The organism is Enhygromyxa salina (assembly GCF_002994635.1).
Lineage (GTDB): Bacteria > Myxococcota_A > Polyangia > Nannocystales > Nannocystaceae > Plesiocystis > Plesiocystis salina_B.
The window spans coordinates 1-20697 of record NZ_PVNL01000050.1; the positions used below are offsets into that span (position 1 = coordinate 1).

Here is a 20697-nt window from a genome sequence, read left to right on the forward strand (position 1 = left end):
CTCGTCCTCAGCCCCGTCGTCCGAGCCCGACTCCTCGCCGCCAGCCGTGCCGTCACCGGTCTCGGCGTCCCCAGTCTCGCCCGTGTCGGTGCCCGACGTGTCCAGCTCAGTCACCGGCAAGTCGGCTTTCTGGACGATCGCAACTTGCGATCCCGTCTCGCCGCCCGTGTCCCCGGCCTCGATCTTGGTGTCAGCCGCGTCAGCCCCATCGTCGCTGACCTGGGTCGCCGCCCCACCCCACCATCCGAGCGGGAATCCCAGCCCGAACACGCCAAACGACAGCGCCAGCGTCATCATGGCGACGATCGACATGAGCCCGGCCAGACCGCGCGAGGGTGGCTCGGCCGCGATCAGCGACGTGGGCGCGCCCTCGCCGTCGGCCGTCCCGGCCCAGGTGTGCGTCGCGCCGCGATCAGGGGTCGGCCCGCTCTCTTGCGACGTCTCGACCGAGGTCACGGCCTCGTGCGGCTGCGATCCACGCCCTCCGCCGTGCGGCGCGGACCCTTGGCGCGTGTCGGCTGGCACCGTCTGCGCGGCGCTGGCGGTTGACGGCCCCGCCGCCTCGGCCCGCAGCATGTCGGTGCTGACGATGCCCGATCGCGGGCCGCCGCTGCCAACCCAGCGACGGATCAGCTTGCCGAGCTCGAGCGAGCTGTTGCGGTAGCCCGGCCACGCGCACAGCAGCTCGAGGGCCTCGTCGGCCGACTGCAGTCGGCGGGCTGGATCGGGCTCGAGCAGGCCGGCGCGCAGGCGCTCGATCTCGGGGGGGACGTCGACGGTCAGCGGCGGGTGCTCGCCGCTGAGGACCATGGAATAGAGGTCACCCTCGTCCCGCGTCGATCGAAACCGCTGGCCTTCCAGCAGCTCGTGGAGGATCGCCCCGACCGCGTAGATGTCGACGGTAGGCTCGCGCGAGCGGCCGCGCAGCTGCTCGGGCGCCATGTAGCGAAGCTTGCCCTTCACGTGCAGGCCCGAGGTCTCCTCGCGGGCGAGCCGCGCGACGCCGAAGTCGGCGAGCTTGACCTCGCCCGAGACCGACACGAGCACGTTGTGCGGAGACACGTCGCGGTGGACGATCGTGGCCTTGGCGCCGTCGTGGTGGAGCCCGTGGGCATACGCGAGCGCGCGCAGGACCTCGCCGATCACGTGCGCCGTGACCTCGACCGGCACCCGCTCGCCGTCCGTGAGCATCTTGCGGGTGAGCTCCGACAGGTTGAGACCGTCGACCCACTCCATGACCATGAAGCACTCGCCGTTGATCTCACCAACGTCGAACACCTGAACGACGTTGGAGTTGGTCAGCAGCATCGACAGCCGCGCCTCCTCGATGAACATGTCGCGGTAGGCGGAGTCGTCGAGCAGGTCCCGGGCGAGCAGCTTGATAGCGACGGCCTTGCTCGCGCCTGCCATGGCGGCGCGACGGCCCATCCAGACCTCCGCCATGCCGCCGCTGCCGATCTTGCGCAGCAGCTCGTAGTCGCCCAAGCGCCTCACAGGACGGAAGGTTCGCGTTCGGAGCTTGGAGATGTCAACCGCTCGCGCGCGGATCGGCGAGCCGATCGGTGGGCCGATCGGCAGCCGGATCGGCGGGCGCGAAACCGGCCCATTTTGGGACCGACGCCGCACAGGGGGCGGTGGAGGGCATGAAACACGGACAGCAGCACACACATCGCTTCATCGGCCCGCGTGAACCCGCGTTGCAGCCCCGCGAGAAAAAATCCTCGAAAAGCTGGTTTCAGCTCATCCGTGCAGGAAGAACATCGGCCGGCTGAGCAGCGCCTTGGTCACCGTCGGCTCGTAGCGCTCGGGGCCCACGTACTTGTAGGTCTTCTTCTCGTGCTGCCAGATCGGTCCGGTGTCGACGCAGCCGAGCTCACGATCGGCGCGCGAGCAGTACAGGCGCACGTGAAAATGATCGTCGTGGGGGGCCCGAGCGGACGGCTGCTTCATGACCTCGCGCCCGTACTCGATCACCCACCGGGGTCGATCGTGCTGCTCGGCCCACCTGAGCAACCGGTGCTGGAGCTTGCTGCTGACAAAGATCCACTGGACCCGGATCGAGCGATCGGACAGCAGCGCCTCGACGAGGGCCCAGTTGTTGGCGTCGTCAAACCGCCGCTGCGACCAGGTTGGCTCCTCGTAGCCGGTCGTCCGCATGTGGCGGGGGACAAACGGCGCCCCGTCGGCGTCGAAGTGGACCATCTCGACCTCGGGCGGCGGCAGCTGCCGGCCCTGCTCGTTGACGGCATAAAAAATTAGATCGACGTCGCGCCCGCTCTGGTGGCTGGCGTGCCAGATCGTCTTGCCGCCGCGCTTGGGCGACAGATCCGCGACCCCGAGCGTGACCCGACGGCGGCCCTGTTGGACGGTCGCGGCGGCCCGCTCGATCGTTGCGACGAGCTCGGTCGTGCCCCACTGGTTGCCGCGCTCGCGCCAGGTCGCGGGCACCTTGTAGCCCGTGCCGCGGGTCGGCATCTCGACCGGACGATGGATCCGCCCACCTGCGGCGCGGCCGACCGAGACCGTGGTGTAGTCGGTCCAGTAGCCCGGGGTCGCGCAGCCGAGCAGGGCCAGCGCGAACCCACACGCGAGCGCAGCGTACATGATCGTCACCGCGCCCGCGCGCATGCGAGCTCGCCCTGCGCGAGAACCCATGACTACGATCATGCCCGACTCGGGACCGGATGCCACCCCCGAGTTCACGCGGCGGCTCGCCTCAACCTTCAAAGGCGGCGTCGGTGATGTCGAGGCCCCGATCGATGATCTCGAACCCCTCCAGCAGCTGGGCCTGCGTGATGCAAAGCGGCGGGTTGCACATGAAGCTGCCCCAGTGGAACAGCGTGAACAGCCCCTGCTCGCGGAAGAACGCGGCGAGCTGCTGCATCGCGGGGTGGGTGCCGTCGTAGGGCGCGATCGAGTCGCCCGCGGCGTTGCGCTGGACGTCGATGATCCCAAACAGCCCGATGCAGCGACCGCCGCGGACCGAGGGGTGCTTGGCGGTGAGCCGATCGATCTCGCTACGCATCACGTGCTCGAGCGTGGCCGCGTTCTCGACCATGCCCTCGTCGATCAGGATGTCGATCGCCGCCAGCGCGACGTTGCACGCGAACGCGTGGGCGTTGTAGGTGAGTCCGCCCCAAAACACGTTGTCACGAAAGTGCGCCGCGATCTTGGCTCGCACGCCCATGGCCCCGAGCGGGACCGCCGAGCTCGTCAGGCCCTTGGCCATCGTCAGGATGTCCGGGACCACGTCGTAGTGCTCGACGGCGAACAGCTTGCCGGTCCGGCCCCAGCCGCACATGACCTCGTCGCAGACCAGCAAGATCCCGTGCTTGTCCAGCAGCGCGCGCAGGCCCTGCAGCCAGCCGCGCGGCGGCGGCAGGATCCCGTTGGTGCCGACCACGGTCTCGACGAACATCGCCGCGATCTGATCGGGCCCCTCGTAGGTGATGACCTCTTCGAGGTAGCGCAGGTGGTTTTGGGTGATCTGGTCTTCGTCGGCGCCGAAGCTGTACTCGTAGGGCCACGGCGGCATCACGTGGACATAGCCGGGCCCGCCGGGCTCGTTGTGCAGGCGCCGGGGATCACCGGTCAGCTGCATGCACGCGCTGGTGGCCCCGTGGTAGCTGCGGTAGCTCGACAGGATCTTGCTGCGCCCGGTGTACAGCCGCGCGGCCTTGATCGCGTTCTCGTTGGCCTCGGCCCCGCCGAGCGTGAAGAAGAAGCTGTCGATGTCGCCCGGGCACAGCTCGGCCAGCCGCTTGCCGAGCCGCGCGCGCGGCTCGGTCGCCGCGCCCGGGTACACGTAGATCAGATCGTCGGCCGCCTGCTTGATCGCCGCGACCAGCTTCGGGTGCGCGTGGCCGATGTTCACGGACATCAGCTGGCTGTTGAAGTCGAGGATCCGCTGGCCCTCGGGCGTGTACATGTACACGCCCTGTGCCCGGGCGATCGGCAGCGGCGCCACCTTCCCTGTCGCCGACCACGAGAACATCGTGTGCTCGAGGCAGGCGCTGATCATCTCTTCGCTGGTCATGCTCATGGCGGCGGTCAGCCTAACCCGTTCAGGACATCCAGGTGGTGTCCTTTTGCAGCGCCCACTTCGACGTCACCTTGCGCGGCCGGGTCCAGAACCGAAACCCGTCCCAGCCCGTGATGTTGCCGTGGCCAAACAGCGAGTCGTTCCAGCCGCCGAACCCAAACGGCTCGCGTGGCACGGGCACGCCGATGTTGACGCCGCACATGCCGGCCTCGACCCGGCCGATCACGGCGCGAGCGACGTGGCCGGAGGTGGTGTAGACCGACGACGCGTTGCCGTAGCCGCTGGAGTTCTCCAGGGCGATCGCGGCGTCGAGGTTGGGCACCCGGACGATGCTGAGCACCGGGCCAAAGATCTCGTCCTTGGCCGCGGGGCTGTCGGGCGCGACGTGGTCGATGACCGTCGCGCCCATCCAGTAGCCGCCGGGCTCTTCGCCACGCTTGCCGCGACCGTCGACGAGGATCGTCGCGCCGCCCTGCTCGGCCCGATCGATGTAGCCCTTGATCCGATCGATGCTCGAGGCGTTGGTGATCGCCCCGTGGTGGGTGCCGGGCATCAGCTTGGCGGCCTGCTCGGCGATCGCGGCGATGATGTGGTCGACGTCGCCGACCGCCACCAGGTTGGCGGCCGCCATGCAGCGCTGCCCGGAGCAGCCGGTGAACGAGGCCACGACGTTCTCGGCCGTGAGCTCGACGTCGGCGTCGGGGACCACGATCAAGTGGTTCTTGGCGCCGCCCAGGCACAGCGCCCGCTTGCCGGCCGTGCAGGCCCGCCCGTACACGCTGCGCGCGACCGCGGTCGAGCCCACGAACGCAAACGCCGAGATCCCCGGGTGATCGCAGAGCGCCTCGACGGTGGCCTTGCCGCCGTGAACCAGGTTGAACACGCCCGCCGGCAGCCCGGCCTGGACGAACAGCTCGGCGAGCCGAACCATGGACAGCGGGACCTGCTCGGACGGCTTGAGCACGAAGCAATTTCCGCCGACCAGCGCCTGCGGCAGCATCCACAGCGGGACCATCAGCGGGAAGTTGAACGGCGTGACCCCAGCGACGACTCCGAGCGGCTCGTCGGTGACCTGACAGTTGACCCCGCGGCTCACGTCGAGCTGGGTACCAGCGGCCAGGTTGGGCAGCGAGCAGCCGTACTCGACGCACTCGATCGCCTTGTCGACCTCGGCCACCGCCTGCGCGTAGATCTTGCCGTTTTCGTGCGAGATCAGCCACGCGAGGGCCTCGCGCTCGGCCTCGAGCAGGCCGCGCAGGCGATAGAACACCTGGGCTCGCTCGCGCATCGGCCACTGCTTCCACTCGGCCGAGGCCGCAGCCGCAGCCGCGACCGCACGATCGACATCGGCGGCCGCCGACAGCGGCGCCCGGCTCATGGCCTGCCCGTGGCGCGGGTTGATCACGTCGAGCGTGTCGCCCGAGCTGGCGTCTTGCCACTCGCCGCCGATCCAGTTTTGAACCGTGGCCGTGGGCGTGAACGCGTAACTTTGGGTGGAGAATTTTCCGAGGATCTCACTCATGGTGTTGTTCCTTTGGCTGGCGCCTCGAAGCCGGTCAGCTTCATGAGGATCCAGTACAGCCCGCCGCCGAGCAGGAAGCCGACGAACCAGGCGTAGGCGTAGATCGTGTCCCAGATCTGGGCGACCGAGTCGAGCACCCCCGCGACGTGCAGGAACCCCGGCACGTTGGGGACCACCGCGATCGCAAACGCGATCAGCGCCGCGAGGTTGAAGCCCTTGTAGTAGCGGTACGGCCCGGTGCGCTGGTACAGGCCCTGGAGGTCGAGCTCGGTCCGGCGCAGCACGAAGTAGTCGACGATCAGGATCCCGCCGATCGGCCCGAGCAGCGCCGAGTAGCCGACCAGCCAGGTGAAGATGTAGCTGCCCGTGCTCTCGAGCAGCTTCCACGGGAAGATCGCGATGCCGAGCCCGGCGGTCACGTAGCCGCCGATCCGGAAGCTAATCTTGCGCGGGTTGACGTTGATCATCGCGTTGGCCGGCGAGACCACGTTGGCCGCGATGTTGGTCGACAAGGTGGCGACGGTCAGCGCAAACAGCGAGAGCACGACCGTCACGCCGCCGCCCATCTTGCCGAGCAGCAGCGTGGGGTCCCAGATCGGCGCGCCGTAGATCACCGTGGTCGCCGAGGTCACCGCGACGCCGATGAACGCGAACAAGGTCATGGTCGTGGGCAGCCCGATCGCCTGGCCCAGGACCTGGTCACGCTGCGACCTGGCGTAGCGGGTGAAGTCCGGGATGTTGAGCGAGAGCGTGGCCCAAAACCCGACCATGGCCGTGAGGCTGGGGAAGAACACCTGCCAGAACTCGCCCTCACGCGGGCCACCCTCGGCGAACTGGCTGGGCGTCGAGAGCATCGGCCCGAACCCGTCGGCCGCGAGGTAGGCCCACGAGAGCAGCGCCAGGCCCATCACGATCAAGAACGGCGCGGCCGCGGACTCGAGCAGCCGGATCGACTCGACGCCGCGATGGATGATCAGCACCTGCAGCGCCCAAAACCCCAAGAAGCAGGCGAATTCGGCCGCGTTGATGCCCAGCACCGGGAGGTCGGCGAGCGCGGTCAGATCGGCGCCAGCGATCACGTCGAGCAGCTGGAAGATCGCCGAGCCGCCGACCCAGGTCTGGATCCCGAACCACCCGCAGGCCACCAGCGCGCGCATCAGGCTGGGCACGTGGGCGCCGTTGATCCCGAAGCTGGCCCGCGCCAGGACCGGGAACGGCACCCCGTACTTGGTCCCCGGGTGGCCGTTCAAGATCATCGGGCCGAGCACGACCACGTTGCCGAGCATCACGGTGAGCACGGCCTGGGCCCAGTTCATGCCTTGATCGATCAGCCCGCCGGCCAACATATAGGTTGGCACGCACACGACCATGCCGACCCACAGGCTCGCCATGCTCATCACCGACCAGTGCCGCTCGGCGAGCGGGACCGGCCGGATGTCGTCGTTGACCAGGCCCGGATCAGGATCGTGCAGCTCGAGATCGGGCCCAGACATGGCCTAGCCCTCCTCGGGCGTGGGCCGCTTGCGGGCGACCGGTGTGGCCAGGGCCTCGGCGGTCTCGTTGCGCAGCCGCTGGGCCGCCCAGTACGGGGCGTGGCACGGGCGATCGACGTAGCGACCGGTCCCGCGCTCGGTGTTCAGCTGGCCGTTGTCATACACGACGCGGCCGCGCGAGAGCGTGTAGGCCGGATTGCCGACCACCTGCATGCCCTCGTAGATCGAGAAGTCGATGTTCTGGTGGTGAGTCGCCGCCGAGATCGTGCGGTGCTTGGCGGGATCCCAGACCACGATGTCCGCGTCGGCGCCGACGTCCAGCGAGCCCTTGCGCGGATAGATGTTGAAGATCTTCGCGGCGTTGGTCGAGGTCACGGCCACGAACTCGCTGGGGGTCAGCTTGCCGCTGCGAACCCCGTGGTGCCAGAGCACGGCCATGCGATCTTCGATGCCGTTGGTGCCGTTGGGGATCTTGCGGAAGTCCTCGACGCCCATCCGCTTTTGCGGCGTGCAAAAGCAGCAGTGGTCGGTCGCCGTGGTCTGCAGCATGCCCGAGGCCAGCCCGGCCCACAGCGCCTGCTGGTGGTGCTTGGGCCGAAACGGCGGGCTCATCACGTGGTGCGCGGCCCGGTCCCAGTCGCCGTCGCGGTAGACCGAGTCGTCGATCACCAGGTGCTGGGCGAGGACCTCGGCGTAGACGCGCTGGCCCTCGAGCCGGGCCCGGGTCACGGCCTCGAGCGCGTCGATGCACGAGGTGTGGACCAGGTACAGCGGCACGCCGAGCACCTCGGCGATCCGGATCGCCCGGTTGGCGGCCTCGCCCTCGACCTCCGGCGGGCGCGACAGCGGGTGGCCCTCGGGGCCGCTGATCCCCGACTCGAACACGCGGTTTTGCAGGGCGAACACCAGCTCGCCGTTCTCGGCGTGGACCGTACAGATCGCGCCGAGCTCACCCGCGCGACTGAAGCTGTTCACCAGCACCTCGTCGTCGCACATGATCGCGCCCTTGTAGGCCATGAAGTGCTTGAAGCTGTTGACCCCGTGCTTGGTGCTCAGCGTGCCCATGTCGGCGTGGACGCTGTCGTCCCACCAGGTCACCGCGACATGAAACGAGTAGTCGCAGGCGGCCTTCTCGGCCCAGCCGCGCCACTTGGTGTAGGCGTCGAGCAGCGGCTCTTGGGGGCTGGGGATCACGAAGTCGATCGCCATCGTGGTCCCGCCCGCCGCGGCGGCCGAGGTCCCGGTGAAGAAGTCCTCGGACGCGACGGTGCCCATGAAGGGCAGCTCCATGTGGGTGTGCGGATCGATGCCGCCGGGCATGACGTAGGCCCCGCCCGCGTCGATCACCCGCGCGCCCGCGGGTGCGTCGAGTTCGTCTTCATTGGAGACCGCGGTGATCAGCCCATCTTGGATGAGCACGTCGCCGCGGCGCTCGTGATCGGCGGTCACCAAGGTGCCGCCGCGGATCAGTATGGGCTTGGACATCGGTCGCTCAGATCTTGGTTAGCTCGTCGTAGGCCTCGGGGCGGCGGTCGCGATAGAACTGCCAGGTCGAGCGAACCTGGTCGATCACCGACAGATCCAGATCCGCGACCACCAGCTCGTCGTTGTCCTCGGACCCGGTCGCGACGAACTCACCGCGCGGGTTGACGAAGTAGCTGGTCCCGTAAAACTTGCCGATCTCCCACGGCGGCTCGACGCCGACCCGGTTGATCGCCCCCACGTAGTAGCCATTGGCGACCGCGTGGGCAGGCTGCTCGAGCTTCCACAGATACTGCGACAGACCGGCCACGGTGGCGCTGGGGTTGAACACGATCTCGGCCCCGTTGAGGCCCAGGCAGCGCGCGCCCTCGGGGAAGTGGCGGTCGTAACAGATGTAGACGCCGACCTTGGCGTAGCGGGTCTGAAACACTGGGTACCCGCCGTTGCCGGGCTTGAAGAAGAACTTCTCCCAGAACCCTGCGACCTGCGGGATGTGCTGCTTGCGGTACTTGCCGAGGTAGGTGCCGTCGGCGTCGATCACCGCCGCGGTGTTGTAGTAGACCCCGCGCATGGCCTTCTCGTAGATCGGCACGACCAGCACCATCTCGTACTTCTTGGCGTAAGCCGCGAGCCGCTCGGTGGTCGGACCGGGCACGGACTCGGCCGACTCGTACCAGCGCGGATCCTGGCTGGGGCAGAAGTACGGCCCATTGAACATCTCCTGCAAGCACAGGATCTGCACGCCCTTGGCACCGGCCTCGTCGATCATCGGCAGGTGTTTTTGCAGCATCGCCTCGCAAATTTCGGCGACGGGGCGGCTCTCGTCATTGATCGGGTTCGCGCACTGAATCAGCCCGCAGCGTACAGTCTCGGCCATGTTCGATATCTCGCTTGGTCTTCGGGTTGGAAGCTGACCCACCTTACAGTGGGGTGCGCGCTGGAGACAAGCTGCATGGCCGGACAACCACGAACGAGAGCAGGGAGCCAACTTGGCTCCCTGCTCGATCTCGCTAGCCGTAGCGAGCATGGGCCCAACAGGGCCCAATGCGCGTACCGTTGGCTCAGTTCTTCTCTTCGAACTCAGCGTCGATGACGTCGCCGTCGTCGCTGCCGCTGGCGGGCTCACCCGCGTCGGCACCTGGCGCCCCACCGGCGGCTGCGCCCGGATCGAAGCCGGCTTCGGCACCCGGTTGACCCTGGCCGTACATCGCCTGGGCCAGCTTGTGCGAGGCCGCGGTCAGCGTCTCTTGGGCCGCCTTGACGCGATCGGGGTCGTCGGACTCGAGCGCCGCCTTGGCGTCGGTCAGCGCGGACTCGACCTCGAGCTTGGCCTCGGCCGGCAGCTTGTCGGCGTTCTCGCCGAGCAACTTCTCCATCTGCAGGATCGTCGCGTCGAGCTGGTTGCGGTTCTCGACCGCCTCACGCCGCTTGTTGTCCTCGTCCTCGTGCGCCTTGGCGTCGTCGACCATGCGCTCGATGTCCTGCTCGGACAGGCCGGAGCTGGCGGTGATCGTGATCTTCTGCTCCTTGCTGGTCGCCTTGTCCTTGGCCGAGACGTTGACGATGCCGTTGGCGTCGATGTCGAAGGTGACCTCGATCTGCGGCACGCCGCGCGGCGCCGGGGGGATCCCGACCAGGCTGAACTTGCCAAGCGGGCGGTTGTCGGTCGCCATCTTGCGCTCGCCTTGCAGCACGTGGACCTCCACGCTGGGCTGGTTGTCGGCGGCGGTCGTGAAGGTCTCGGACTTGCGCGTGGGGATCGTGGTGTTGCGTGGGATCAGCACCGTCATCACGCCACCGAGGGTCTCGATGCCGAGCGACAGCGGGGTCACGTCGACGAGCACGATGTCGCTGACGTCACCGGAGAGCACGCCGGCCTGAACCGCCGCGCCGAGACCCACGACCTCGTCGGGGTTGACGCCCCTGTTGGGGCCCTTGCCGAAGAACTCCTCGACGGCCTTTTGGACCATCGGGATCCGGGTCGAGCCACCGACGAGCAGGATCTCGTCGATCTGGCCCTTGTCCTTCTTGGCGTCGGCCAGCGCCTTCTTGACCGGCTCGATGCTGCGCTTGACCAGGTCGTCGACCATCGACTCGAAGCGGGCCCGCGACAGCTTGATCTGAAGGTGCTTGGGACCGGTCGCGTCGGCGGTCAAGAACGGCAGGTTGATGTCGGTCTCGGTCGCGTGCGAGAGCTCGATCTTGGCCTTCTCGGCCGCGTCCTTGAGGCGCTGGCGCACCAGCTTGTCGGCGCTGATGTCCAGACCGGTGTCCTTCTTGAACTCCTGGATCAGCCAGTCCATGATCCGATCGTCGAAGTCGTCACCGCCGAGGTGCGTGTCGCCGTTGGTCGAGATGACCTCGACCACGTTCTCGGCGACCTCGAGGATCGAGATGTCGAAGGTGCCGCCGCCGAGGTCGTAGACCGCGATGATCTGCTCGCCGTCGGTCCCCTTGGCCCGGCCGTAGGCCAGCGCCGCCGCGGTCGGCTCGTTGACGATCCGCTTGACCTCGAGGCCCGCGATCCGCCCGGCGTCCTTGGTGGCTTGCCGCTGTGAGTCGTTGAAGTAGGCCGGGACCGTGATCACGGCTTCGTTGACGGTCTCGCCCAGGTAGTCCTCGGCGGCCTTCTTGAGCTTCATCAGCACCCGGGCGCTGATCTCGGGCGGCGGGTAGCGCTTGCCGCGAACATCGAAGACCGCCGCGCCGTTGCTGTCCTTGACCACGTGGAAGGGCACCCGCCCGACCTCGCTCTCGATCTCATCGAAGCGCCGACCGATGAAGCGCTTGGCAGAGAACACGGTGTTCTCGGGGTTGGTGATGGCCTGCCGCCGCGCCTGCTGGCCGACGAGCACGTTGCCGTTGGCCTCGAAGGCGACGACGGACGGGGTCGTGCGGCCGCCCTCTTCGTTGGTGATGACTTTGGGCTCGTTGCCCTCCATCACGGCGACGACGGAGTTCGTGGTCCCGAGGTCGATGCCGATAATCTTGCCCATGATGATGAGATCCTTTCTGTTTGTAGATGCGTGGGGCGTGCGCCCCGGCTGTGAGACCCGCGGCGACCATCTGTCATGGTCGGCTGCACGGATCGCGCTGAAAAAGCCGCTTTGGGTGGTCGGCGCGGAACCTAAGACGCCGGTCTGGGATGTCAACGCCGCGAGGTTTGGCCCCGCGGGCCCCTGCCCCAGTCATGTTGAGCAGTCACGCTGAGCAGTCACGCCGAGCAGTCACGCCGACCAGCCACGCCGCACCGGCCTCAGGGTGACGCCGCCGGCTCCTCGAGGGCCGCGGCGAGCACATCGTCGACGCGCTTGGCGTGGACAATCTCGATCTCGTTGCGAATCTCCTCGGGGATGTCGACGACGTCCTTCTCGTTGCGGTCTGGCAGGATAATTCGGCGAATCCCGGCCCGGTGGGCCGCCAGCAGCTTCTCTTTGATGCCACCGACGGGCAGCACCAGGCCGCGCAGCGTGATCTCGCCAGTCATGGCGACATCGGCCCGCACGCAACGACGGGTGAGCAATGACACGAGAGCTGAAAAAATCGCGACCCCTGCCGACGGCCCGTCCTTGGGGATCGCCCCGGCAGGCACGTGGATGTGGATGTCGCGGCCCTCGAGCGCGTCGTCTGGGATCCCCAGCGTCTCGAGGTGACTCTTGAGGTAGCTCATCGCCGCCTGAGCCGACTCCTTCATGACGTCGCCGAGCTGGCCGGTGAGCATGAGCCCGCCCTTGCCGGGCATCGAGGTGGCCTCGATGAACATGATCTCGCCGCCGGTCGGGGTCCACGCCAGGCCGGTTGCGACGCCGGGCGAGGCGGTGCGATCGGCCATCTCGGGCAGGTGGCGCTGCGGGCCCAGGAAGTCGGGAATCGACTCGGCGGTGATCTCGACATCGCCCGAGACCTCGCCCTCGACGAACTTGACCGCGATCCCGCGGACCACGGACGAGATCTCGCGCTGGAGATTGCGGACCCCGGCCTCGCGCGTGTAGCTGTCGATCATCTCCATGATCGCGTCGTCGGCGAAGCGCAACGTCAGCTCGTCGCGCTCGAGCCCGTGCTCGCCGATCTGCTTGGGCAGCAAGAACCGGCGCGAGATCGCCAGCTTTTCTTGCCGGGTGTAGCCGGGGAGCTCGAGGATCTCGAGTCGGTCACGCAGCGCGGGTGGGATCGGATCGATGGTGTTCGCGGTCACGATGAACATGACCCGGGACAGATCGAAGGCGACCTCGAGGTAGTGATCCGAGAAGCTGTGGTTTTGCTCGGGGTCGAGCACCTCGAGCAGGGCCGAGGCTGGATCCCCGCGGAAGTCGTGGCCGAGCTTGTCGATCTCGTCGAGCACGATCACCGGGTTGTTGGTCCCTGCCCGCTTGAGCGCCTGGATCAGCCGGCCCGGCAGCGAGCCGACATAGGTGCGCCGATGCCCGCGGATCTCGGCCTCGTCGCGGACGCCACCGAGGCTGATGCGGACGAAGCTGCGCCCGATCGCCCGCGCGATGCTCTTGCCCAGCGAGGTCTTGCCCACGCCCGGCGGCCCGACCAGACACAGGATCGGCCCCTTCTTGCTGGCGTTGAGCTTGAGCACCGCCATGTACTCGAGGATCCGCTTCTTGACCTTCTCGAGGTCGTAGTGATCCTCATTGAGCACGTCGCGGACCGCCGCGATCTCGAGCCGATCTTCGGTCGACTCGCTCCACGGCAGGTCGACCAGCCACTCCAGATAGGTGCGGGTGACGGTGTACTCGGCGCTCGACGGCTGCATCTGCTTGAGCCGGTTGAGCTGCTTGAGGGCGGTCTTCTCCGCCTCCTCCGACATCTTGGCGTCGGCGATCTTCTGCTCGAACTCGTCGGCGTCGGCGTGCTCGTCGTCGATCTCGCCGAGCTCGCCCTTGATCGCCTTGAGCTGCTGACGCAGCACGTACTCGCGCTGCGAGTGGCCCATCTCTTCTTGGACCTGGGTGTTGATGCGCTCGCGGATCTCGAGGATCTCGAGCTGCCGGGTCAGCAGCGTCAGGACCTTGCGCAGCCGCGTGGACACGTCGAAGGCCTCGAGCACCTCTTGCTTCTCGCCCGGCTCGATGTCGAGGTTGGACGCGACGAGATCGGCGACCTGGCCGGCCGCGGTCACGCTGTCGAGCAGCGCCGCCGCCTCGCGCGGGAGCTCCGGGACCAGCGAGATCAGCTTTTTGGCCGTCTCTTTGATGTTGGCGACGAGCGCCTCGGCCTCGAGCGGCGAGGGGTCGAGCTCGGGCAGCTCGGTCACGCGGGCCTGCAAGAACGGCTCGCTCACGACGAGCGAGTTGATCTTGATCCGCATCACCCCTTGTAGGATCACCGAGTAGTTGTCGCGGGCGAGCTTGATGACCTTGAGGATCCGGACGGCGCAGCCAACCTCATGGAGGTCGTCCGCCCCGGGGTCTTCGGTTCGTGACTCGCGTTGCATCACGATGCCGATCACCGGCCGCTCGGACGCAATTGCCTCTTCGATGAGCTTGACCGACTTGGGCCGGCCCACGTCGATCGGGATGATCGAGCCGGGGAACAGCACCGAGTTTCGCAGCGGCAGCAGCGAGACAACCTCGGGAAGGTCCTTGAGTTCTTCGATCTGCGACTGCGGGTTAGTCATGTGGGAGGGGCCCCGGAGAGCGGGCCAAACGTAACATTGGCGGTCCTGGTGTCAACCAAGCAAAATTGCGAAGAACGGTGCCAGAACCCCCGCAGGAGCGCATCTCGTGATCCGAAGGGCGGGCCGTCATCGCCCCCAGCCCTATCGGCTGTGCGTGCCATCGGGTAGAACCTCAGCGATGGCGCTGCGGGTGATCGTTCGTGCCGGCCCCGACGTCGGCCACGGCGTGTGGCTGCGCCGGGACGAGGCCCTGAGGGTCGGCCGCGGCGAGGGAGAGGGCCTCAAGCTCGCCGATCATGCGGTCTCGCGCCACCATCTCAGCCTCCAGCTGGGCGAAGACGGGCGGGTCCGGGTCGTCGAGGTCGCCGGCGTCAATCCAGTCTGGACCGTCCTCGACGGCGAGCGACGGACCCTGTCTGGCGGCGAGCTGCTCGAGCCGAGCGCGGCGTTGACGGTTGGTAACACCACCCTCGCGTTCGAGCCGGGTCCGCGCGACGGGGCCGTCACCTCGGGCGCAGACGATCTGCGCGGGGGTGCGGGCACGTCCGCACGAGCGAGCGCCGCAGCGAATCCCACGCAGGCGGATGGGCGCGGGACGATCGAGCTAGACGTGCGCCAGACCGGCCACACCCGCCTCGCTGCGCTCGCCGCCCTCGGTGATCGACTGGCCCGGTGTGGCTCGCTGCAGGCCGTGTACCGGACCGCCAGCGAGTGGGCCGTCGAGGCGCTGCCGGCCGCGCGCGCGCTGCTGCTGAGCCCCGATGGGACCGATATCCTGGCCGCGGCCACGTCGGGCCCGGTCGTCGACCTGGCGATCTCCCGCACCTTGTTGCATCGGGTCCTGTCCGAGCACCGCGCGGTGCTCGTGCGCGACGTCCTCGCGGAGCCCGAGCTCGCGGACCGCCGCTCGGTCCAGGTCCGCGGGATCCTGGGCGCGATGGCGGCTCCAGCCCGCAACCTGGTCTTCTATGCAGAGTGGGGCGCGCGGGAGTCCGTGCAAAATTGCGGGGACGACAGCGCGCTGACGCTGCTCGTGTGCGCAGCTCAGCTGCTCGACGTGCTTGGTGACAGCGCCAACGAGCGCAGCCAGATGCGGGCGGCGCTGTCCCAGCGCGGGTCCGCCGAGCCGGGCCGGATCGTCGGCGGGTCGGCGTCGATCAAGCGGCTCCACGTGTTCCTCGAGCGGGTCGCGGCGACCAACGCCACCGTGCTGATCAACGGCGAGAGCGGCACGGGCAAGGAGCTCGCGGCCCGCATGATCCACGCGCTCTCGCCCCGCGCGAGCCGACCCTTCATTGCGATCAACTGCGCGGCCGTCCCGGAGAATCTGCTCGAGAGCGAGTTCTTCGGCCACGAAAAAGGCGCGTTCACGGGCGCGGTCAGCCGCCACGAGGGCGTGTTCGAGCGGGCCCACACGGGCACCTTGTTTCTCGACGAGATCGCCGAGATGGCACCCGCGACCCAGGCCCGCATGCTCCGGGTGCTCGAGAGCCGCAGCTTCACCCGGGTCGGGGGCACCGAAGAGGTGAGCGTCGACGTGCGCCTGGTCGCCGCGACCCATCGCGACCTGCGCCAACGGGTCACCGACGGCCAGTTCCGCGAGGATCTGCTGTACCGCCTGAGCGTGATCCAGACCCGGCTCCCGCCGCTCCGCGAGCGACGCGACGACATCCCCGAGCTGGTTCGTCACTTTTGCGACGTGCTGGGCGACGACATGGGTCGCCACGTCGACCGGATCGCCGCCGACGCGCTCTCGGTGCTGTGCAATTATCGCTGGCCGGGCAACGTCCGGGAGCTCCGCAATGTCGTCGAGCGCGCGCTGGTGCTGGGTGACGGACCCGAGCTCGAGCTCGACGATCTACCCCCGGAGCTGCAGCTCGCGCGGCCGCCAGCCGACGGCGCGACCGGGTCATCGGGCGAAGCGAGCGGCGTAGGTGTTGGCACGGGCACGATCTTGCCCCTCGCCGAGCTCGAGCAGCAGGCGATCGCCGCGGCGTTGGTGGCAACGTCCGGCAACAAGGCCCGCGCGGCCGCGCTGCTCGGCATCGACCGCACCACCCTCTATCGCAAGCTCAAAGATCAGAGCTGACTGCAACACGGGCGATCGCGGGCCGACAACCCTGGCATGCCCGCGCCACCTCGCTTCGCAGCGTTCCTTCTTCCACTGATCACCTGCGCCTGTCTCGAGCCTCCAGCGCTCGATGAGCTCAGCGCCCCGCTGGCGGACTTAGGCGGCGTCGACACCTGGGGGCCGCTCGACGGCACGCCGATCCCCAGCTTCCCCGACGACGACACCGGGCCGCCGAGCTCCAACCCTGGCGACGATGGGGATGGGGATGGGGATGGGGGCGCCCCGGCCGACCCCGCGCTCGCGCAGCTGCGCCTCACCGAGGTGCTCGTCGACCCGCCCGGCAAAGACGGCGGCGCGGACTCGCCCGAGTTCATCGAGCTGCGGAACATCGGGACCGAGCCGGTGATCCTCGACGGCCTTCGGATCGACGCGCGCAGCTGGCCGGTGCTCGACGCGAGCGCGCTCGGGCTCGTCGGGGTCAGCCTCGATCCCCAGGCGCTGCTGGTCGTCCAGCGCTGGGCCAGCGACGCGGACCCCGCGCTCGCTGCCCTTCACGTGATCGACGCGGCGACCTTCGTGGGCTTCCTGCACTCGGGCGGGCTGCGCAACGCAGATGGCCTGGTCACCGTAGGCGCAGCGTCCGCTGTTGCCGACGAATTAGTCTATGGCGCCGAGCCTGAGGACCGCCCCGACGCGTGGATCGGCGACCCCGTGCCAAGCCCAGGTTCGGCCCGGTCCATGTGCCGCGCCGCCGCCAGCGACCTGGATCACGACGACGCCTCGGACTGGTCGGACTGCGCCCCGTCACCCGGGCACGTCAGCTCGGAGCCAGCCAAGGCCCCCGTCGAGCCACCCCCGATCCCGCCAGGTGCGGTTCAAATCGTCGAGGTCTCGGCCAACCCGCCGGGTCCAGCTTCCGAAGAGAAGTATTATGAATTCATAGAGTTGGTCAACTTGTCCAATGTAGAAGTCGAGCTCTCTGGCTGCCGGATCGGCGACGCGCCCACCCACGATGCCCCAGGCGTCGACCCGCTCGAGTACCTCGCTGGCGATGGCGGCTGCGACTCGCCGACCTGCCTCGCCCCGGGTGCGCGCGCGCTCATCGTGGGTGACAGCTACGCCGGACCGATCGGACCGATCGGGCTCGCGCTGGTCCTGGCGACTGACGACAGTACGATCGCCGATGGTGGATTGACCAACACCGAGCCGGTGGTTCTGTGGGGTCCGAACAACGCCGTGATCAGCAGCTACCGGCTATGGTCGGACCCCGCGGGCGACCCGCTCCCCAGCGATGAACAGCCGCTGCATCGCGTGGATCCCGCGGCCGCGGACGAGGCCCAGAGCTGGATCTCGGCCCCGCCGACCCCGGGTGAGTGACGCGCGCAAACGAAACGAGCCCGGCGCCAAGATGGCGCCGGGCTGGCAGCGAGATGACCGGACGCGCGTGACCCAACGCGCGTCCGAGCGAGACAGCGGAGCTCATTCCCAGCGGTCGCGCTGGGGCCGGGAGTAGATTTCGTCGGCGGCCTCGAGTTCTTTGATCAGCTCGAGCTCGTCCTTGCCGAACTCGCGGTCTCCATAGTCGAAAGACTCGCGCTGAAACTCTTCGAAGCTGCTGAAACGGCGGCGGAAGTACATGCTGGTTGGGCTCCTGAAAGGTCGAGAGGTGGTATCGCGGGCTCGAACGATGATCTGGCGGTCTGCTGGCCGTTTCGAGCGGGATTCGGTGGCGACGAGGAGACAGTAAGACCTCGACCCACATGTAGGCAAAAAACCTACTCACAATTCTCGCCTGCCGGTTTCGGCGGCCAGTGGTAAGGATGGGCGCCCGTGCCCCCGGCCAAGACACGCCCCGCGTCACCCAAGCCAGCGAGCGCTCGCGCACCGCGGCCCGCCGTGCTGGCGATCAGCAACCAAAAAGGCGGCGAGGGCAAGACCACGACCGCGGTCAACCTCGCCGCGAGCTTGGCAGCCGCGGAGCGTCGCGTGCTGCTGATCGACCTCGACCCGCAGGGCAACGCCAGCTCGTCGGTTGGCTACCCGCGCGGCGCGGCCACCTGCGGCACCTACGATCTGCTGCTTGGCCAAGCCGAGCTCGAGGAGGTTGTCCACGCGACCGAGCTGCCCAGCTTGAGCGTGGTCCCAGCCTCGCCCGACCTCGCCGGCGCCGAGATCGAGCTCGTCGGGTTCGAGAGCCGCGAGTCCGTGCTCGCCCGCGCGTTCGAGCGGGCCCGCGCGCGCGAGCACTTCACGTGGGAGTTCGTGATCCTCGACTGCCCGCCCTCGCTCGGGATCCTCACCCTCAACGCGCTGGTGGCCGCGACCTCGGTGCTGATCCCGATGCAGGCCAAGTACTTCTCGCTCGAGGGCCTCGGCGCCCTGGTCGGAACGATCGAGCGGGTCAAGGCCGCGCTCAACCCCACGTTGGCGCTCGAGGGCATCGTGTTTTGCATGTTCGACCGGCGCACCAACCTCGCCCAGCAAGTCGTCACCGAGGTCGAGTCGCACTTCCCCGGGCAGGTGTTCGAGACCATGATCCCGCAGAACGTTCGACTCAGCGAGAGCCCCAGCTTTGGCAAGCCCGCGCTGCTGTACGACATCGAGAGCAAGGGCGCCCAGGCCTACCTCACGCTGGCGAAAGAGCTGCTGGCCCGACGCCAGGCGGGGCAGTCGTGAGTCGATCCAAGCGTCCGGCGCTCGGCCGGGGGCTCGGCGCCCTGATCCCGCCGCCTCCGGCCCCTACCCCGCAGCCGTCACCGGGCGCGGGCGCGAGCGGGGGCGACGGAGCCTCGGGCATTCCCAAGCAGCTGGCGATCGAGGCGATCGAGCCGAACCGCGAGCAACCTCGCAAGCGCTTCAATGACGAGCGGCTCCGCGAGCTGGCCCAGAGCATCAGCGCTCAAGGGATCATCCAGCCGATCGTGGTCACGCCGATCCACGCTGGTGCGGGTGCGCCCGCCTACCAGATCCTGGCCGGTGAGCGACGCTGGCGAGCGGCCCAGCTGGCCGGGCTGCAGACCGTCCCCGTCGTCATTCGCGACACGCCCGAAGCCGAGCGGCTCGAGATCGCGCTGGTCGAGAACCTGCAGCGAGCGGACCTCGACGCGATCGAAGAGGCGCGGGCCTTCGAGGCGCTGATCGATCTGCACGCGTACACCCAGGCCGAGCTCGCGGAGCGGGTCGGCAAGGAGCGCAGCAGCGTCGCCAACGCCCTGCGACTGCTCAAGCTCCCGGCCAAAGTCCAGGATCTACTGATCGAAGGTCAGCTTGGGATGGGTCACGCCCGCGCGCTGCTGGGCCTCGAGAGCCACGCCCAGATGCGCGAGCTCGCCCTCGAAGTTGTCCGAAAGGGCATGAGCGTGCGCCAGACCGAGGCCGAGGTGCGACGCCGAGCTCGGCCCGAGCCAGCCCCGCCCGAGCCCGATGATGAGAAAAAACGCCACGAGATCATCGTCCGCGACCTCGAGGCGCGAATCCGCCGACACCTCGGTGTCCAGGCCCGTCTGCGCACAGGCAGCAAGCCCAAGGGTCCAGGGACGATCGAGCTCCCCTACGCAGATCTCGACGAGCTGCAGCGCCTGCTTCATCACTTGTTGGGCGACAAGTGAGCAGGCGATGGACGGTAGTTTTTGTCGCTCACGGCAGCGAGGCTGCTATGTTGAGCCCATGATCCGTGGCTCCCGGGGGCCCTCGCCCACGCAACCGCGCCGCGCTCGAGGTCGACACCCAGGTGGGGGTCGGCCTTGACGAGCGAGAGCGACGGCAAGGTGCAGCGACAGCCCCGCGTGGGGATGGTGCTCGAGGTCAAGTACCGCAACGCTGGCCAGTTCTTGGTCTCCTACTGCACCAACTTGTCCCGCGGCGGGCTGTTCGTGAGCACCCGCCAGCCCGAGGCGGTCGGGACCGAGCTGGTGCTCTCGCTGCGGGTCCCCGGACGCGAGATCCCGGTGGTGCTGCGCGCTCGCGTTCGGTGGAGTCGCGCCGAGGACAACGACGAAGGTCCGGCCGGCATGGGCCTGAGCTTCGCCGACGTCGACGCGGTGCTCGGGGATCACATCGACACGTTGGTGACCAACGCCGAGCCGCTGAGCATCGACCTCGTCGGTCGCAGCGACCACGCCTCCGCCCACCTCCACGCCCTGCTGCGCTCGCTGGTGACCTGCCAGACCCGCCAGCTGGCGCTGCGTCCCGGTGTCGCGCAGACGATCACGCAGGTCGACTTGGTCGTCGTCGACGTCGACGGCGACCCCAAGAACGCCCTCGAGCTGATCGTCGACCTCCGCCAGCGCGCTGAACCGCCGCCGATCCTGGCGCTGTGTGACGCTCGCGATCCAGAGCTGCGAGCCCGGGTTGGCAAGCACGCGAGCGTGGTGCCGACCCCCGTCGACAAGCGCGAGCTGCAGCTGAAGGTCCTAGAGACCCTCGGCCAGGTTCAGTTCGTCCGCACGTCGATCTAGAGCG

Annotated in this window: 15 protein-coding genes; 5 read left to right on the forward strand and 10 right to left on the reverse strand. The window is 68.3% G+C overall.

The features are described 5' to 3' along the window. From ENSA7_RS12710 to lon, 9 genes are all read right to left on the reverse strand, one after another. Positions 1-1494 (reverse strand): serine/threonine protein kinase (locus ENSA7_RS12710; protein WP_146157636.1); only part of this gene is annotated, 1494 nt, incomplete at its 3' end. Between the two features lie 246 nt (positions 1495-1740). Continuing rightward, positions 1741-2655, reverse strand: coding sequence for a penicillin-insensitive murein endopeptidase (locus ENSA7_RS12715; protein WP_181233688.1), 915 nt, complete (start codon positions 2653-2655; stop codon positions 1741-1743). A gap of 61 nt (positions 2656-2716) precedes the next feature. Continuing rightward, entirely contained in the window at positions 2717-4042 is a 1326-nt protein-coding gene (locus ENSA7_RS12720; RefSeq protein WP_106089540.1) for an aminotransferase class III-fold pyridoxal phosphate-dependent enzyme, read from the reverse strand. Positions 4043-4064: 22 nt separating this feature from the next. Continuing rightward, complete coding sequence (locus tag ENSA7_RS12725) at positions 4065-5564, reverse strand: CoA-acylating methylmalonate-semialdehyde dehydrogenase (RefSeq protein ID WP_106089541.1); 1500 nt, start codon at positions 5562-5564, stop codon at positions 4065-4067. Then, positions 5561-7057: an NCS1 family nucleobase:cation symporter-1 gene (locus tag ENSA7_RS12730; protein WP_106089542.1), complete on the reverse strand. Its 1497-nt coding sequence runs from the start codon at positions 7055-7057 to the stop codon at positions 5561-5563. The genes ENSA7_RS12725 and ENSA7_RS12730 overlap by 4 nt, the downstream gene beginning before the upstream one ends. A 3-nt stretch (positions 7058-7060) precedes the next feature. After that, positions 7061-8542, reverse strand: a complete 1482-nt coding sequence (hydA, locus tag ENSA7_RS12735; protein ID WP_106089543.1) for a dihydropyrimidinase — start codon at positions 8540-8542, stop codon at positions 7061-7063. A gap of 7 nt (positions 8543-8549) precedes the next feature. Then, positions 8550-9416, reverse strand: a complete 867-nt coding sequence (locus tag ENSA7_RS12740) for a nitrilase-related carbon-nitrogen hydrolase (RefSeq protein WP_106089544.1) — start codon at positions 9414-9416, stop codon at positions 8550-8552. Positions 9417-9600: 184 nt separating this feature from the next. Continuing rightward, complete coding sequence (dnaK, locus tag ENSA7_RS12745; RefSeq protein WP_106089545.1) at positions 9601-11535, reverse strand: molecular chaperone DnaK; 1935 nt, start codon at positions 11533-11535, stop codon at positions 9601-9603. Between the two features lie 260 nt (positions 11536-11795). After that, a complete protein-coding gene (lon, locus tag ENSA7_RS12750; RefSeq protein ID WP_106089546.1) occupies positions 11796-14165 on the reverse strand; it encodes an endopeptidase La in 2370 nt (789 codons plus the stop codon). A gap of 178 nt (positions 14166-14343) precedes the next feature. Between lon and ENSA7_RS12755 the strand changes: the two genes are divergently transcribed. Beyond that, complete coding sequence (locus ENSA7_RS12755) at positions 14344-16254, forward strand: sigma 54-dependent Fis family transcriptional regulator (RefSeq protein ID WP_106089547.1); 1911 nt, start codon at positions 14344-14346, stop codon at positions 16252-16254. Positions 16255-16290: 36 nt separating this feature from the next. After that, a complete protein-coding gene (locus ENSA7_RS12760) occupies positions 16291-17613 on the forward strand; it encodes a lamin tail domain-containing protein (RefSeq protein WP_106089548.1) in 1323 nt (440 codons plus the stop codon). Positions 17614-17715: 102 nt separating this feature from the next. On the opposite strand, the gene ENSA7_RS43580 is transcribed toward ENSA7_RS12760, so the two are convergent. Then, positions 17716-17874 carry a hypothetical protein gene (locus tag ENSA7_RS43580; protein ID WP_153258398.1) on the reverse strand — a complete coding sequence of 53 codons (159 nt, stop codon included), beginning with the start codon at positions 17872-17874 and terminating at the stop codon, positions 17716-17718. A gap of 258 nt (positions 17875-18132) precedes the next feature. On the opposite strand from ENSA7_RS43580, the gene ENSA7_RS12765 reads away from it, so the two are divergent. From ENSA7_RS12765 to ENSA7_RS12775, 3 genes are all read left to right on the forward strand, one after another. After that, positions 18133-18912 (forward strand): ParA family protein, encoded by a 780-nt coding sequence (locus tag ENSA7_RS12765; protein ID WP_106089549.1) that lies wholly within the window; start codon positions 18133-18135, stop codon positions 18910-18912. Continuing rightward, positions 18909-19844 (forward strand): ParB/RepB/Spo0J family partition protein, encoded by a 936-nt coding sequence (locus tag ENSA7_RS12770; RefSeq protein ID WP_106089550.1) that lies wholly within the window; start codon positions 18909-18911, stop codon positions 19842-19844. Before ENSA7_RS12765 ends, ENSA7_RS12770 begins: the two co-directional genes overlap by 4 nt. A 135-nt stretch (positions 19845-19979) precedes the next feature. Continuing rightward, a complete protein-coding gene (locus ENSA7_RS12775) occupies positions 19980-20693 on the forward strand; it encodes a TIGR02266 family protein (RefSeq protein WP_106089551.1) in 714 nt (237 codons plus the stop codon). Positions 20694-20697: the final 4 nt, after the last annotated feature.